The organism is Bacillus haimaensis, assembly GCF_048270625.1.
Lineage (GTDB): Bacteria > Bacillota > Bacilli > Bacillales > Bacillaceae_I > Sutcliffiella_A > Sutcliffiella_A haimaensis.
On record NZ_CP158164.1, the window covers coordinates 459,963 to 476,713 of the forward strand.

The 16,751-nt window shown below is 43.8% G+C and carries 16 protein-coding genes; 13 read left to right on the forward strand and 3 right to left on the reverse strand.

All coding sequences use genetic code 11. The features are described 5' to 3' along the window. Positions 1-182: 182 nt before the first annotated feature. The 11 genes from ABN702_RS02205 (at position 183) to ABN702_RS02255 (ending at position 11,966) form a co-directional block, all read left to right on the forward strand. The gene (locus ABN702_RS02205) at positions 183-1,577 is read left to right on the forward strand and encodes an isochorismate synthase (RefSeq protein WP_417899212.1); all 1,395 of its coding nucleotides are present in this window, start codon (positions 183-185) and stop codon (positions 1,575-1,577) included. After that, complete coding sequence (gene menD, locus ABN702_RS02210; protein WP_417899213.1) at positions 1,577-3,334, forward strand: 2-succinyl-5-enolpyruvyl-6-hydroxy-3-cyclohexene-1-carboxylic-acid synthase; 1,758 nt, start codon at positions 1,577-1,579, stop codon at positions 3,332-3,334. The genes ABN702_RS02205 and menD overlap by 1 nt, the downstream gene beginning before the upstream one ends. Then, positions 3,331-4,143 carry a 2-succinyl-6-hydroxy-2,4-cyclohexadiene-1-carboxylate synthase gene (gene menH / locus ABN702_RS02215; protein WP_417899214.1) on the forward strand — a complete coding sequence of 271 codons (813 nt, stop codon included), beginning with the start codon at positions 3,331-3,333 and terminating at the stop codon, positions 4,141-4,143. Before menD ends, menH begins: the two co-directional genes overlap by 4 nt. 21 nt (positions 4,144-4,164) lie before the next feature. Next, positions 4,165-4,986 (forward strand): 1,4-dihydroxy-2-naphthoyl-CoA synthase, encoded by an 822-nt coding sequence (menB, locus tag ABN702_RS02220; protein ID WP_386646030.1) that lies wholly within the window; start codon positions 4,165-4,167, stop codon positions 4,984-4,986. A gap of 84 nt (positions 4,987-5,070) precedes the next feature. Then, the gene (locus ABN702_RS02225; protein ID WP_417899215.1) at positions 5,071-6,573 is read left to right on the forward strand and encodes an o-succinylbenzoate--CoA ligase; all 1,503 of its coding nucleotides are present in this window, start codon (positions 5,071-5,073) and stop codon (positions 6,571-6,573) included. Further along, on the forward strand, positions 6,560-7,678 hold the full coding sequence (menC, locus tag ABN702_RS02230; RefSeq protein WP_417900791.1) for an o-succinylbenzoate synthase: 1,119 nt from the start codon (positions 6,560-6,562) through the stop codon (positions 7,676-7,678). The genes ABN702_RS02225 and menC overlap by 14 nt, the downstream gene beginning before the upstream one ends. 347 nt (positions 7,679-8,025) lie before the next feature. Next, entirely contained in the window at positions 8,026-8,952 is a 927-nt protein-coding gene (locus tag ABN702_RS02235) for a metal ABC transporter solute-binding protein, Zn/Mn family (protein ID WP_417900792.1), read from the forward strand. 18 nt (positions 8,953-8,970) lie between these two features. After that, a complete protein-coding gene (locus tag ABN702_RS02240; protein ID WP_386646019.1) occupies positions 8,971-9,717 on the forward strand; it encodes a metal ABC transporter ATP-binding protein in 747 nt (248 codons plus the stop codon). A gap of 10 nt (positions 9,718-9,727) precedes the next feature. After that, entirely contained in the window at positions 9,728-10,813 is a 1,086-nt protein-coding gene (locus tag ABN702_RS02245; protein WP_417899216.1) for a metal ABC transporter permease, read from the forward strand. 65 nt (positions 10,814-10,878) lie between these two features. Beyond that, positions 10,879-11,085 (forward strand): hypothetical protein, encoded by a 207-nt coding sequence (locus ABN702_RS02250; protein WP_417899217.1) that lies wholly within the window; start codon positions 10,879-10,881, stop codon positions 11,083-11,085. Next, on the forward strand, positions 11,082-11,966 hold the full coding sequence (locus ABN702_RS02255) for a metal ABC transporter permease (RefSeq protein ID WP_417899218.1): 885 nt from the start codon (positions 11,082-11,084) through the stop codon (positions 11,964-11,966). The genes ABN702_RS02250 and ABN702_RS02255 overlap by 4 nt, the downstream gene beginning before the upstream one ends. A gap of 77 nt (positions 11,967-12,043) precedes the next feature. Here ABN702_RS02255 and ABN702_RS02260 read toward each other — a convergent pair whose 3' ends face one another. After that, positions 12,044-12,205: a DUF1540 domain-containing protein gene (locus ABN702_RS02260; RefSeq protein WP_386646012.1), complete on the reverse strand. Its 162-nt coding sequence runs from the start codon at positions 12,203-12,205 to the stop codon at positions 12,044-12,046. 442 nt (positions 12,206-12,647) lie between these two features. On the opposite strand from ABN702_RS02260, the gene ABN702_RS02265 reads away from it, so the two are divergent. Then, the gene (locus ABN702_RS02265; protein WP_417899219.1) at positions 12,648-12,926 is read left to right on the forward strand and encodes a DUF2325 domain-containing protein; all 279 of its coding nucleotides are present in this window, start codon (positions 12,648-12,650) and stop codon (positions 12,924-12,926) included. Positions 12,927-12,970: 44 nt separating this feature from the next. Here the strand turns inward: ABN702_RS02265 and ABN702_RS02270 are convergent, their stop codons facing one another. Continuing rightward, positions 12,971-14,002, reverse strand: coding sequence for a cytochrome d ubiquinol oxidase subunit II (locus ABN702_RS02270; RefSeq protein ID WP_417899220.1), 1,032 nt, complete (start codon positions 14,000-14,002; stop codon positions 12,971-12,973). A gap of 15 nt (positions 14,003-14,017) precedes the next feature. Continuing rightward, entirely contained in the window at positions 14,018-15,370 is a 1,353-nt protein-coding gene (locus ABN702_RS02275; RefSeq protein ID WP_417899221.1) for a cytochrome ubiquinol oxidase subunit I, read from the reverse strand. A 252-nt stretch (positions 15,371-15,622) separates the two neighbouring features. Between ABN702_RS02275 and ABN702_RS02280 the strand changes: the two genes are divergently transcribed. Further along, a complete protein-coding gene (locus ABN702_RS02280; protein WP_417899222.1) occupies positions 15,623-16,573 on the forward strand; it encodes a CobW family GTP-binding protein in 951 nt (316 codons plus the stop codon). The last annotated feature ends 178 nt before the right edge of the window (positions 16,574-16,751 follow it).

A 16,751-nucleotide genomic window follows, 5' to 3' on the forward strand; every position in this document is an offset into this window, starting at 1 on the left:
CAAAGGGTGTCAACGGTTTTTCATAAGAAATAAAGGGAAGATTTAACATGCTATAATAATAATGAAGATAGTAGAAAATATAGGGTCATTTTGTTGACATAAAAAGGTTTTGAGGTGTATCTTAAAGGAAGCTATTCGAGAGACTAAAGTCTTGCGGTATCAAGGCCTCGGGGGAGTCTTACATGATTACAAAGCAATATCATCATATAGTGGGTTTATGGGAAGAAGCAAAGGTGAAAGCAGCTTCCATAAATCATCCGGTACTTATCAGCTATACAAAAAAGGTGGATCAGTTGCATCCCATGCAATTCTTTCAAGCAGGTGCACATTATTTTCCTGGACAACGTTTTTATTGGTCCAATCCATCCAAGAACCATGTCATGGTTGGAGCCGGTGTCACGAAAGAATTTACTGCTGGTGGGAATGAGGAAAGATTTCACCAAATTGAAGAAGAATGGAAGCGTTTTACCGAGCAATCGGTGAAAAATCAGGACACGCAGCATATCGGACCAGTAATTTATGGCGGCTTTTCTTTTGATCCAAAGAAGGAAAAGACAAAGCTCTGGAAAAATTTTGCGGATGCCCTGTTCGTCCTTCCGACTATTATGCTTACTTCAATTGATAACGTGACGTATTTGACCATCAATTATTGGAGCGACTGTGAAGAGTCACATCTACAGGAGCTTATGAGAATAAAAGAGGAGCTGATTGAAGGAGGCTCTTCTATTAGGCATGCATATGCACCAGGGATTGTGAAATGTTTGGAGATGGATCCGAATGATTGGAAGGATTCCATTCAAACCGTCACAAACCGGATTTCTGATGGAATAATGGATAAAGTTGTCCTGGCTAGAGAGCTAAGGGTGCTGTTCCACGACGAAATCAATGTAGATAGCGTTTTGGAGAACCTATTGGAAGAACAGACGAACAGCTATCTTTTTACCGTAGAAAGAGGAACGGATTGCTTTATAGGCGCAACGCCGGAGCAATTGGTGAAAAAGGCTGGGAATGAAGTGCATTCCATGTGTTTGGCTGGTTCGACAGGGAGAGGCGCCACTTTGCAGGAAGATGAGAAGCTGGGGAAATGCCTATTAACTGATAAAAAAAATATTCATGAACATGAGCTTGTCGTTCAAATGATTAAAAGTGCCCTGCAGGAAGTGTGTCATGATGTTACAACACCAAATGAACCGAACCTTTACAAGATGAAGCACATCCAGCATCTTCACACACCCGTGATGGCAAGTACAGATAAGGAAGTAAGTCTGGCTGATCTGGTGAATCTGTTACATCCAACCCCGGCACTTGGCGGCTATCCAAGGGAAATATCCATGGAAACGATCAGGGAAGTGGAAAAACTGGACCGTGGCTGGTATGCAGGACCACTTGGCTGGATGGATGCGCAGAATAATGGGGAATTTATTGTGGCAATCCGTTCCGGGCTGCTGCAGGGCAAAGAGGCATCCCTGTTTGCAGGCTGTGGGATTGTCGGCGATTCTGATCCTGAGAGTGAATACCGTGAAACACAAATGAAATTCAGACCAATGTTATCTGCATTAGGGGGCATCAAGGAATAATGAAAGAATCAGACGACATGACATATTATCTTGCGGCTTTTGTAGACGAACTGGTACAGAGCGGAATGACGGATGTAGTGATCAGTCCAGGCTCCAGATCGACCCCTATTGCATTACTAATGGCAGAGCACCCCAAGCTTGAGGTGACAGTTCTTATTGATGAACGCTCTGCTTCTTTTTATGCACTTGGGCTGGCTAAGACAACCGGCAAGCCGGTGGCAATACTTTGTACGTCAGGTACAGCCGCAGCAAATTATTATCCAGCTATTGTGGAAGCGTTCCAGGCACGGATACCTTTGTTGGTGTTAACGGCTGATCGACCGCATGAACTCAGGGATATCGGTGCGCCGCAAGCGATCGATCAGATTAAAATGTACGGAAGCTATGTAAAGTGGTTTGTGGAAATGTCCTTGCCGGTTGATGAGCGGTCGATGATTCAGTATTCCCGGACCATGGCAGCTAGAGCAATTGGAACTTCTGTTAGTGCGCCGGGAGGACCAGTTCATTTGAACTTTCCACTTAGGGAGCCGCTGCTTCCGAATCTGCAGTTTGAAGACCTTTGGACCAAATATGGGGAAGCGAATGGCTCAATTGTCAATGTTCAAGTAGGAGGCTATACGATTACCGAGGACCGTGCGAAATTTTTTGGACAGCTTTTCTCGGCAAAGAAAAAAGGAATTATTGTCTGCGGAGAAATGCCTGGCAGGTCCGATTTTTCTGAACTGGTCACAGAGCTTGCGGAAGCACTTCAATATCCGATTTTTGCAGATCCTTTATCCGGCTTGCGGGCAGGATCACATGCCAAAGAGATGATATGCGAAGGATATGATGCTTTTTTAAGAGAAGAAGCGGTCAAGGAAGCATTGGAGCCAGAGGTTATTATTCGTTTTGGATCCATGCCGGTTTCCAAGTTTCTGATGCAATACATAGCTAGAGCTTCTAGTGCGGATCATATTGTCATTGACGGAGACGGTGGATGGCGTGATCCGACCCTGCAGGCAAGTTTTATGGTGCACTGCAAGGAGGATGTGTTCTGCAAAAAAATCCTCCCATTACTTGCACTGAGAAAAGAATCTTCTTGGCTTCAGAAAGTCATCTCAGTAAATCAACGCACAAAAAATCTCCTATCTTCACCTGTAAAGAGTGAAAGCCTGTTTGAAGGGAATGTCATCACGGAGCTTCAAGCGCTGCTCCCGGAAGGATCTGCTATTTTTGTTGGAAATAGTATGCCAATTCGGGATGCCGATACTTTTTTCCTTACAGATGATAAGGACATAAAGGTTTTGGCCAATAGAGGCGCAAATGGAATTGATGGAGTAGTATCGACTGCATTGGCAGCAAGTAAAGCTTTTAAACGTTTGGTTCTGGTGATAGGGGATTTGTCTTTTTACCATGATATGAATGGGCTACTTGCAGCGAAACTTTTAAAGCTTGATGTAACAATCGTGCTGATCAATAACAATGGCGGTGGAATTTTCAGTTTCCTGCCACAATCCAAAATCGAGAATCATTTTGAAGCGCTGTTCGGTACACCGATGCACATGAATTTTGAGCACGCAGCAAAACTGTATGATGCGGACTATTCACTTATAGAATCATGGGAAGAGTTTCGAAGTAAGCTCTTGGGATCCTTGTCACATAAAGGCTTGCATATCATCGAGGTTCCGACAAATCGCGAGGGAAATGAACAAGAGCATCGTAAATTGTGGAAAAGTGTTTCCCAGGAAATTAAATTGTCATTAAGTCGTGAAATATGATGGAAGTAAATGGTGTATCTTATCATTTGGAGACGATTGGCAATGGTCCCAAAAAGCTTCTGTGGCTGCACGGATTTACGGGAAAGGGTAATAATTTCAAAGAAGCATTGACTTTTTTCGAAAACCATGAAGAGTACACTTTTATTCTATTGGACTTTTTGGGTCATGGAAACAGTTCCATTCCAGTAGATTCCGGGCGTTATTCGATGGAGAATACAGTCGAGGATATCAAAGTGATCCTGGATAAGATGGGGATTGCAAAAATATCATTGTTGGGTTATTCCATGGGGGGAAGGGTCGCACTTGCTTTTACCGCAACATATCCATCCTACGTGGAAAAACTAGTTCTCGAAAGTGCCTCTCCAGGGTTAAGGGCGGAAGAGGAACGTCTGGAAAGAACAAAGGCTGATAAAAGATTAGCTGAGAGGATCCTGCATGATGGATTGGAAGACTTTGTGGAATATTGGACGAACATCCCGTTATTCCAGACACAAAAGCAGCTTTCCGATGATAGGCAACTGCAGATAAAAGAACAGCGGCTCCAGAACTCACCCATTGGATTAGCCAATAGTCTTTCAGGGTTGGGAACCGGATCGCAACCATCCTACTGGGAACGTCTTGAAGATTGCAAAGTCATGGTCCTGCTGCTCGCAGGGGGAGACGATAAAAAGTTTGTCTTGATTGCAGAAAAAATGAAAAGACTCATGAAAAATGCTCAGTATGTTAAAATAAGTGGAGCAGGACATGCAATTCATGTGGAACAACCAAGAAAGTTTGGTAAAATAGTAAGTGAGTTTTTGTCGAATTGAAAATATAGGGAGGAAACAGACATGGCAAGAGAGTGGATAGCAGGCCCTAAACAGTATGAAGATATTTTATATGAAACATATAATGGGATTGCAAAAATTACAATCAACCGTCCGGAAGTACATAATGCATTCCGTCCTAAAACGGTCATGGAATTGATTGAGGCATTTGCCTATGCCCGTGATGACGCGAGTGTTGGCGTTATCATCTTAACAGGTGCAGGAGATAAAGCATTCTGTTCTGGTGGAGACCAAAAAGTCCGTGGACATGGCGGATATGTTGGGGAGGATGAAATTCCTCGCTTGAACGTATTGGATCTTCAACGTTTGATCCGCGTGACACCTAAGCCTGTAGTTGCGATGGTGGCTGGCTGGGCAATTGGCGGGGGACATGTTCTTCATATCGTATGTGATTTGACGATTGCGGCAGATAATGCCCGCTTCGGTCAAACTGGCCCTAAAGTGGGAAGCTTTGATGCTGGATATGGTTCCGGTTACTTGGCACGTATTGTTGGACACAAAAAGGCTCGCGAAATCTGGTACCTATGCCGTCAGTACAATGCACAGGAAGCATTGGATATGGGGCTGGTAAATACAGTGGTACCTTTGGAGCAATTGGAAGATGAAACAGTTAAATGGTGTGAAGAGATGCTTGAGAACAGTCCAACTGCTCTACGCTTCCTGAAAGCGGCATTTAACGCAGATACTGACGGATTGGCTGGTATCCAGCAGTTCGCTGGTGATGCAACATTACTTTACTATACAACCGATGAAGCGAAAGAAGGCCGTGATGCGTTCAAGGAGAAGAGAAAACCAGACTTTGGTCAATTCCCTCGCTTCCCTTAATGATGAAAGTATGGGGGCAATTTAGAAGCATGGTGCTTTTAGATTGCTCTCCTTTTTTATATTACAAGATGGTGAGGTGCTAAAGTGAATTTGGTTCCCAATTTTTTGTTGAAAAGAGCAAGCCTCACTCCCAATCGAATTGCGATTGAAATGGACCAACAAAAGCTGACTTTTGCGCAACTGAACCAGCGGTCCTTAGATATTGCTTCAAAGCTCTATGCTAATGGTGTCAGAGCTGGTGACGCTATTTCGGTATTCATGAAAAATAGTATGGAAATGGCGATTCTTCTTTTCGCATTAAAGCATATTGGCGCGATAACTGTTTTACATAACTTAAGATTGACTCCTAATGAGCTGGCGTTCCAACTAAAGAATTCCAGGTCAAAATTGCTGGTTACAGATGCAGAGAAAGTGAACCCACTGCTTAAAGTTCTGGTCGAAGAGGAAGGTGGCATCATCTCGATGGACGCTCTGTCTCAATGGGAAGCAGGTCCGTTTCCACTCGTGGAGGAATTTCAACTTGATTTAGTGGATACAATCATGTACACCAGCGGAACAACAGGCCATCCAAAAGGGGTGAAGCAAACTTACGGGAATCACTTTTGGAGTGCATCAGGTTCGGCACTGAATCTTGGGTTATATGAAAAGGATGCCTGGCTTGCCACCGTACCATTGTTCCATATTAGCGGTCTGTCGATTTTGATGCGTGGAGTTATCTATGGGATGAGGGTTGTGCTTCATGAGAAATTTGATGCTGAGAAAGTAAATGAGGATATTATGAGTAAAGGAGTAACCATTGTTTCCGTGGTTAGTACCATGCTGCAGCAGCTTTTGGATGAGTTGGGTGAAAAAACGTATCCAGGAACCTTCCGATGCATGCTGGCTGGCGGAGGTCCAATTCCATTGCCAGTGTTAAAGGAATGTGAAAAAAAGGGGATACCGGTGTTCCAGACATATGGGATGACAGAGACATGCTCCCAAATTGTAACACTCTCTCCGGAAGCGGCACTTTTGAAAATCGGGAGTGCAGGTAAGGCCCTTTTTTCCTGCCAGGTAAAAATAGTAGATGAGAACAAAGAAGTTCCGGCAGGCCAGGCAGGTGAAATCGTGGTAAAGGGGCCGAATGTCACGCCAGGCTATTTTCATAATGAGGAAGCCACAACCAGAGCAATCAAAGATGGATGGCTCCATACAGGTGATATCGGGTATTTGGATGAGGATGGATTTCTGTATGTCCTAGATCGCAGAAATGACTTGATTATTTCAGGTGGAGAAAATGTATATCCGGCTGAAATCGAGGCTGTACTTCTGGAGCACCCTTCCATTGGGGATGCAGGGGTTGCACCGATGGAAGATGACCGTTGGGGACAGGTCCCTGTGGCTTTTGTGGTGCTGAAGAATCTGGATGTTTCCGAGGATGAAATAGTAGATTTCGCCTCACAGCGATTGGCAAGGTATAAGGTGCCAAAAAAGATTTTGAAGGTGACTGAATTGCCTCGTAATGCGGCTAATAAACTTGTACGAAGAAGGCTGATGGAATACATGCCTAAGCCAGGTTCTACTAGGAGTCATGATCATGAAGATTAAGAAAATCGAGATGTTTCTCACCAAAATGGAGCTTTTGCAGCCTTTCCGTACTCATTTAGGAACGGTATCTGAGCGCGAGAGCATCCTCTTGAAAATGACGGACATGGACGGAGTCAGCGGTTGGGGAGAGGTTGTGGCATTCTCCTCCCCCTGGTACACCGAAGAGACGATTCAAACTTCCTGGCATATGCTGGAGGATTTTTTTATTCCCTCGCTTTTACAAGGTCAATGGGAGCATCCAAGTGAGATACATGATGCTTTACTGGTATGGAAGGGAAACCCGATGGCAAGAGCGGGAGTAGAAATGGCAGGATGGGACCTTTTTGCCAAGAAAGCAGGAAAATCTTTATCAGACTATATTGGTGGAACTCGTAAAAAGGTCGAAGCAGGTGTGGTTGTCAGCGTGGACTCGCCAAGCAGCATGATTGAAACGATTACCTTGCGTGTGAAGGAAGGCTATCAGCGGGTGAAAGTGAAAGTCGATCCCGGATATGATTATGAAATGCTGCACGCAATCAGAAGTGAATTTCCGAAGCTTGCTCTAATGGCGGATGCGAACTCTGCATATACGCTTGATGCTGTCGATAGGTTAAGGAAACTAGATGAGCTTCAGCTTATGATGATCGAACAGCCGCTTGCCTCAGATGATATTGTGGAGCATGCGGAGCTGCAAAAGCAGTTAACTACTCCAATTTGTCTGGATGAAAGCATCGTTTCCTACCAGGATGCTGTGAATGCTATCAAGCTTGGAAGCTGTCAGGTGATCAATATAAAGATTGGTCGAGTCGGCGGACTTACAAATGCCATCCGCATTCATGACCTCTGTATGCGGAATAGACTACCGGTCTGGTGTGGTGGGATGCTGGAAACAGGCATTTCAAGATTGTTCAATATTGCCCTAGCTTCCCTGCCAAACTTTACAATTCCCGGTGATATATCCGCCTCCTCCCGTTATTGGAAGAAGGATGTCATTGAACCGGAGGTAGTAGTTACAGAAGGAAAAATAACCGTTCCCACATCACCTGGCATCGGTTATAGAGTGAACGAAAGATATATAAGAGACATAAGTGCAAAAACAAACTCCTACCCAAAAGTAGACCTATAAAACCGAAAGCCCCTGCAGCTCGCAGGGGCTTTTCCTATATCCACCAACCTCTAAGGATTCGACATGAATGGTCATTCCCCTGCCAGGGCCAGACCCCAAAAATAAAAATAGTTTTCAAAAAACTTTGCTTGACAAAAGTTTGCTCAGGGTTTAAGTTTTGTATTAGGGAAACATTTTGAGATGAAGCTCAAATTAGTGATCTTGTCAAAAACAATGACACATTTTTTCTGGAATCCGCATAGATTAAATTGGAATCTGGTGAGAATGTGTATATTTTTACCATAAAACTTGCGTTAGAGAAACATTTGTTGCTATACACAATTTTACGAGGGAGAGGGAATACAATGATGAAAACGATGTTTATGAAATTTTTACTTCTTGGCGCCATCAGTTTGGGATTGACAGCATGTTCAGGAGCAGCAACAGGAAACGAAAGTGATAAATTGAAAGTTACCACCACCATTGCACAGATCGGGGACATTGTCACAAATGTTGGAGGAGAGCATGTTGAAGTGGAATCTTTGATGGGACCAGGAATTGATCCCCATCTTTATCAAGCGTCCCAAGGTGATATCGGTAAACTGAGCAAAGCGGAAATCATTTTTTATAATGGCCTTCATTTGGAAGGGAAAATGGGAGATATTCTTGAGAAAATGTCTAAAGATAAACCGACTGTAGCAGTGGGAGAAAAAATTCCTGATGAACTTCTTCTTACAGCAGATGGAGATACCACGAAGAAAGATCCACATGTATGGTTTGATATCACGCTATGGATTCATGCAGTGGAGGCGGTAACGGAAACCTTGGTGGAACAGGATAAGGATAATGCGGCTACGTATGAAGAAAATGCTAAAAAGTATATAGAGGAATTAAAGGAACTGGATGCCTACGGAAAAGAGAAGATTGCAACTATTCCTGAAGAAAGCAGAGTGCTTGTCACCGCCCATGATGCATTCAAGTATTTCGGTGAGGCATATGGAATGGAAGTTACCGGTTTGCAGGGACTCAGTACCGATGCAGAATTCGGGTTAAGGGATGTTCAGAGCATCATTGACTTATTGGTTGAAAGAGATGTAAAAGCAGTGTTTGTGGAAAGCAGTATTTCGGAGGATTCCATCAATGCAGTGGTAAAAGGTGCGGAAAGCCGCGGCCATACTGTAGTCATCGGCGGGGAGTTATACTCTGACGCCATGGGGGAAGCCGGTACAGAAACAGGAACATATCTGGGCATGTTCAAACATAATATTGATACAATCGTGGAAGCCCTAAAATAAGAAGGTAAGGTGAACATCATGGAACCAGTAAAGATTGAGAATCTGACAGTGGCATACCATCGGAAACCAGTATTGAAAGAAATCAGCTTTACCGTTCCTGAAGGAAAGCTGATTGGCATCATCGGACCGAACGGTGCAGGTAAGTCGACCCTTATAAAGGCAGCGCTGGAACTGATACCGAAAGCTTCAGGAAGCATCTCCATCTACGGTAAGCCTTATCGATCACAGAGGAAGTTGATCGGCTATGTTCCTCAACGCGGTTCAGTGGACTGGGATTTCCCGACGAATGCGTTGGATGTGGTGCTCATGGGAAGGTATGGACACATTGGCTGGATAAAAAGACCGAGCAAGAAAGATATTGAATTTGCTTACGAATGCCTGGATAAAGTCGGAATGAGAGATTATGCAACAAGACAGATCAGCCAGCTTTCAGGCGGACAGCAACAGCGGGTATTCCTGGCAAGGGCACTTGCCCAGGATGCGAGCATCTATTTCATGGATGAACCATTTGTCGGAGTGGATGCAGCAACGGAAAAAGCGATCATCACCATCCTGAACGAGTTGAAGTCTCAGGGGAAGACCGTATTGGTAGTCCATCATGATCTACAAACCGTCAAGGAATATTTTGATTGGGTGTTGTTGATTAATCTGAGAAAAATAGCGATAGGACCGACGGATGAAGTCTTTACGATGGAGAATTTACAAAGAACATATGGCGGCCGTCTGGCATTTCTAGATCAAAATCAGGCAATCGTAGAACAGTAGGAGTGACAATATGGATACGATACTTTATATGCTGAGAGATCCAAATGTACAATGGGTTCTATTAGGGACAGTATTGCTTGGCATTGCGAGTGGAGTGCTTGGCAGCTTTGCATTGCTTAGAAAGCAAAGCTTGCTCGGAGATGCCATGGCGCATGCAGCACTTCCTGGAATATGTATTGCATTTTTGCTCTATGGGGCGAAATCCATGTCCTGGTTCCTGATAGGTGCTGCAGTTTCTGGACTGATTGGAACCTATTGCATACAGGCAGTCATCAAGCATTCAAGAATCAAAGAGGATACGGCAATCGGGCTTGTACTTTCCGTCTTTTTTGGAGCGGGGATTGTACTGCTGACATATGTACAGCATCATGGTAAGGGAAATCAAGCAGGTCTTGATTCCTTTATCTTCGGGCAGGCAGCCGCAATAGTTGGAGTGGATGTGCAAATTATCAGCACAATAGCGTTTGTCCTGATTTTTATCACCTTCCTCTTATTCAAGGAATTAAAGCTTATCACTTTTGATCCTCAATTCGCCCAAGGCTTGGGAATGCCGGTAAAATTGCTGAACGGTCTCCTTATGACTTTGATTGTCGGAGCGGTAGTGATTGGTCTCCAGGCAGTGGGAGTGATCCTGATGGCAGCGATGCTGATTACTCCGGCTATAACGGCGAGGTACTGGACAGAACGATTAGATCACATGGTAATTTTAGCTGGCTTGGTTGGTGCCATTTCAGGCGTTATCGGGACTCTGTTAAGTACATTATCCAGAGGAATGCCGACTGGTCCCCTCATTATCCTGGCAGCGACTATTTGTTTTATCTTTTCTTTACTGTTTGGAACAAAGAAGGGCTTGGTTCCAAGAGCCATCAAACAGATGAAAGTAAAGAATCAGATTACAAGCGAGAATATCTTATCGTCCTTGTATGAGCTTTCGGAAGGATCTTTATTGAATACAGAAGGCAAGTCAATGGGAAGCTTTTCTCTCGGATCAGTCCTTGACCTCAGACCAACACATACAATGGTCTTGCGGAAGGTATTAAAAGAGCTTAGACAGAAAAAGCTGATATTCATCGAAGACAACGGGGTATTGGATTAACTGAAATAGGGCTGAAGCATGCCCATGGAATTGTCCTCAAAAACCGTCTCATGGATATGTATCTTATGTTTGAAAGTAAGTTTCCTGAATCTAATTGGAGAGAAGGCAGCATGGATCTATTGGATGGACCGAAGGAAATAGTGGAGGAGCTGCGCTCTTTACTAAAAGATTTCGGAAAAGATCCGATTGCTTATCCGCTATATGAGGCAAAGTGCAAAAGGAATTCAGCTGGGCTTCAATCCATCTTGAAAGGGAGTGCCGGTCCATTATGAGTTATGAAGGATGGATTATCTTAACCGGCTCGCTTGTAGGTATCACGAGCGGAATCACCGGATGTTTTCTTATATTAAGAAAAATGGCGATGCTTGCTGATGCTATCAGCCATACCGTCTTACTTGGAATCGTTGGGGCATATCTGGTGTCAAGCAGTCTAGAAGGAATATATATGTTCGTTGGAGCCCTTTTGGTGGGACTGTTGACCGCTTTCTTTGTTCAGCTTCTCCATTCATCCGGTGTGCAATCCGATGCAGCAATTGGTGTAGTTTTCACTTCATTGTTTGCTTTGGGGGTCATCCTCGTATCTATGTATGCAGGAAAGATCCATCTGGATGTGGATCATGCGTTGATGGGAGAGATTGCATTCGTGCCATGGGATACCTTCGTTTTTGCGGGGATGGAGCTTGGACCTAAAGCCGTCTGGATGCTCGGAACGGTTCTCATCATTAATATTGCATTGATCGTCTTTTTCTATAAGGAGCTGAAAATCTGTGCGTTTGACCCGGAGATGGCAGCAGCAATCGGCATACCGGTCATGTTCATGCATTATCTTTTGATGGGGATGCTCTCCATCACGACTGTCGCATCCTTTGACAGTGTCGGGGCAATTCTGGTAGTGGCCATGCTGATAGCACCAGGAGCAAGCGCCTACCTCTTGACCGATAGATTGAGTGTGATGCTTGTATTAAGTGCTGTCATAGGGGTAGCTTCTGCTGTACTTGGCTACTACTTTGCTTACTTCTATAATGTTTCCATTTCCGGATCTATGGCAATGATGGCAGGGGTATTGTTTGTTCTTACTTTTTTCCTGTCACCAAAACATGGTATTGTGATGAAGTGGATTTTCAGAAGATCTTTAACAAAAGAATCGGTATAGGTTGCAGAGGACATCTGCAGGAAATTGCTAATAAAGAGGACTAGGGTCAATATCCCTAGTCCTCTTTTGTTTTCATCTTAATGTGAAGGTTCAAATGTTTTGCAATCCGTATCCTTGCTATCATGTGCCGTGTTTCCTTTGTGGCTTACTACATAGATAGCATCAGCGTTACAACGGTTTCCTTGTCCCCAGAAGTTGCAATTTTCCACTTCGCATAAAACCTCAACATCTCTAGCCATTGTCTCGTCCTCCTTTTGTTGTGGCCCTGTATACCCGCTGTTGATTTCCGCACTAGGCTGCGCTTTCCGCGGGGCGGTGCTCGAGCCTCCTCAGGCTTCGCCTTGCGGGGTCTCCAGCCTACCGCTATCTCCCGCAGGACAAGGAAGGCTTCGGCAGCGATTCATCGCACGAAGAAAATGCTCGCATTTTCGAGGAGTCTTCGCCTATTGCTCCAATCAACAGCTAATATTGAAATAACTCTTTTCTTTAACAGAACCTATGTGTAGAAGATACCTTCTTAATTTCTCCTCAGTTGCAAATCCCATTCTTCCTTTTTTAGGAAATATAATAAATCATGAATAATTTATATAATTTATTGACAAAGAGAATCATTCTCAATTATTATAGATTCAACAAGAGAGAATCATTCTCAATTAAAAAGTAGTGAAAGGGTGTTAAGCGATGACATCATTAATGGTGGTAGGAGCAGATCATTTAGGGAACATTCAGGACAAGTTGAAGAATTTCGGTTTTGAGGATATTGTTCATGTGGATGGGAGAAAGGTACAGGTCGTGAAGCGTTCCATTCCGGATCACGTGGATTTGATACTGGTATTGACGGATTACATCAATCATAATTTGGCAAAAGTCATCAAGCAGAAAGCGAAGGAATGCAACAAGCCAGTGTACTACTGTAAAAGGTCCTGGAGTTCGATTCAGCAGACATTAAGCAGGGTGTAGGGAAGTTTTATCAAATAAAAAAGCCAAGAGGAATCCCCTTGACCTTAATTTTCACTCTTAATATATCGGTCATCCTTCATAAACAAACGCCAAAAGTAAATAAAACCAGGAAACAGAATGACAAAGCCGACTATATAGGAAATGAATAGCGCCCGAAATGAGGCTGGATCTGTAAATCCATTCTCGATGGTGACGTTAGGATAGATGATGAACGGCAAATGTGCCCGCCCGTAAGCGTAGCTTGCTAAAGCATATTGAATAAATGCCGAAACCACAGCAAGCCGAGGCAACCCGGTCCAGCCCTTCCTTTTATCCGGTAAAACGAGAGCGACACCTGTAACGACAAACATGCCTGCTGAAATGAACAGCCACACCAGATAATCCATCATCCCATTAAAAAGCCAACCTGCTTCATATCTCATGGTAATCATAATCAATAATGCCCCGAACAGTGAAACAGGTCCAAGAATAAGGGCATCACGGCGATAGATTTCATAAGCATCCTTATCATTTGCCACTTTAGAAAAGTCAGCAAGCAAAAGAGAGGACAGGAATAACGTACTGCTGATGGCAAATAGGATAAAGGAGAGGGCATGTGGGCTTGCCAGAAGACGGCCAAGCATCAGCTGATCCACTCCATCTACCGTATCAACATACCCACCGTGTGTAACTGGCAGTACAAGAATAAGAAAAGCGGGAATCAAAAATCCGGTAATACCTGAAATATAGGTTAACGGCTTTTGATAGTCCTCTACAATATGAGAAAAAACCAGAAAACCGCTTCGGACAGCCAGTAGCAGCAAAATGATGCTTCCTGGAATCAATAATACCGTTCCCAATGTATAGGCTGCACTCGGAAAGAAGCTATAGATGGCTACCACCACTGCCACGATAAATACATTGGTCACTTCCCAGGTCGGAGATAGGTAGCGGTTTGCGATATTGGTTGCGTTCGTTTTTTTATTTTTTATATAGAGCATCGACCAGAAGCCTGCACCGAAATCCATTGTGGCCATTACCGCATAGATGAAAATAAACCCCCAGAGTACAGTAATAGCAAGTATTGCATCTGTCATAAGATCAGTTCCTTTCTAAACTTGAACCCCGGAATTGGAAGGAGGAAGCTCATTCAGTTCGTCCTCAAGTGGATGCCGCTTAAAGTAGTGGCGAAGTACCCATATCACTGCAACACCTAGTAGTACATAAATAAAAGCAAAAGCGATAAAAAGAGCAGCAAGGTTCTGATTTCCTGTTACTGCTTCTTCCGTCAGCATGACACGGTAGATGACCCAAGGCTGACGGCCGGTACAAGCAAATATCCAGCCAAATTCTATGGCGAGCATTGCCAATGGTCCAGCAGCTACAAAAAGCCACATAAGCAATTTAGGAAAAGTGGGCTTTTTCAAAATCTTGCTCCAAAAGAATCCAACAAGGGATAAGAAAATCAGCATCGACCCGATCCCCACCATTCCGTTGAACAGCGTGTGCACAAATAGTGGAGGCCAGTACTCCTCGGGAAAATCGTTCAAGCCGACAACAACGGTATCAAATCGGTCATCGGCCAAAAAGCTCAGCGCCCAAGGTATTTCAATGCCCCATTTGACATCTTGGGTTTCACGGTCGGTGAATCCGCCAACCGCCAAGGGAGCGTATGCCTGAGTTTCAAAAAGACCTTCTGCAGCAGCAAGCTTTTCAGGTTGATATTGATGCAGCAGCTGAGCGGATTCATGGCCATTTATTGCGGTCATGAAAGAGAAGATGCCTCCTACTACTAAGCCCATTATCAATGCCTTTCGATGAAATTTATATACTCGTTCGTTATGTTTGTTGCGAAGCATTTTATAGGCAGCGACAGAGGCAATGACAAAAGCTCCTGTCATGAATGCAGATACCGCCACATGGGCAGCAGTAACGATAAAACTTGGGTTGAAAAAGGCAGCCCAAGGGTCGACATCCACTATTTCCCCATTTTCAATACGAAAGCCTGCTGGTGTCCCTTCAAATGCATGCACATTGGTAATTAAAACAGCCGAAGCAGCAGCCCCAATTGTCACTAAAGTCACACTTAAAATCCGCATCCAAGGTGATATGCGATCAGCTGCATACACATAAATGGATATAAACAGAGCTTCAATGAAGAATGCATAGATTTCTATTTGAAAAGGAAGTGCCATCACCTTACCTATTACTTCCATGAAGCCCGGCCATAATAGGGAGAGCTGGACACCTGCAATAGTACCAGTCGGGATGGCCACACCTAATAGAACGGCCTTTGCCTTTGTCCATCTTTTGGCCATTACGGCATATTCCCGATTTTTTGTTTTCTGGTACATCAATTCCGCAATTAAAATCATAAGCGGGATACCGACTCCGAGTGTCGCAAAAATGATATGAAATCCCATCGTCGTTCCAAAGAGGGATCTTGCAATAACTACATCATCCATACAGATACTTCCCTTCGCACAAATCTGTTCCTATCTTCTACCAGTTATAGTCCACATTTTTCCACTTAATATGCATTTTTTTCTAAAAGAAGTAGGAAAGGAAAAGGTTCAAGTAGAATGATTGATAAGGGATAAGAATAATAGTATAATTAAATAGTAATCATTACGTTTTATGCGGATGATTATTTTCTTTTATTATTTATCTATATAATGGGTATTAGAAAAGAAAGTCTATTGGAAGGGGTGCTTTGATTGAAAACGAAGGTACCGGTGTATGTAATCAGTGGATTTTTAGGCAGCGGAAAGACAACCATACTTTTACATATGATCAGTCATTTTAGTAATAGCGGAAAAAAGCCTGGTATCATCCTGAATGAACTTGGTGATGAAAATGTGGAAAACCATCTTTTTGAAGGACAGCAGGTGGTGGAGCTTTTAAATGGGTGTATTTGCTGCACCATCCAGGACGATTTGAAAACAACCTTAAAAGGTTATATAAATGAAGAAATTGACGTGCTCTTGATAGAGGGGACTGGTGTTGCGAATCCATTGGAGATCAAGGATGTTCTGCTAGATCCGTTGTTTATGGAGCATTTTGAATTGCAGTCCATGATCAGCCTCGTGGATGCGAGTCATTATTTGGAGTATCAAAGCTTTTTTAACAGCTCCAAGGAAATAAGGGCCCTGTTAAAAGAGCAGGTCTCCTCGGCCAATTTGCTGGTTCTAAATAAAATCGATTTGGTGTCGGAAAAAGAGTTGAACAAAGTGGAAGCCAAGCTGGCAGATGAATTGGATAATCATGTTCCGATCTACAGAACAAGCTTTGGTGAAGTTCCATTGGAGCTGATGCTTGAGAAACGATTCCATGTCAGGGAGGTTACCCATTCCCATTCAACCCATGAACATACTCACCACCATCACCATCACCATATTGAAGCGACAAAGCTGAGAGTGGAGAGCCCGGTAAAAAAGGATGTACTGGAAAAACAGCTGAAAAAGCTTTCAAAACATGTTATCCGAGCTAAGGGGATCATTCAGCTTGCAGACGATTCAGGATATGTTGAGTTTCAATATGCTGCAGGGCAGTTGCGGCTCAATAAAATAGAAGAACCGAATGGAATAACCCCTACGGTTGTTCTGATAGGTGATAAATTGGAGCCGGAAAAAGTGGAGAGGTTCTATAAAGTGCTGACAGAACAGTAAAAAGGCATGAAAAAGCCCCAACTTTTTATTGATAAAAAAGTTGGGGCTTTTTTAAATTTAAACTCTCCCCTGTTTATTGGAGCGCAAGGGGTGAGACTCCTGCGGGAGCAGCGTGTCAAGGGAGACCCCACAGGCGCAATTACGCCGAGGAGGCTCCCGAGGCCGCCAAGGGATAAGC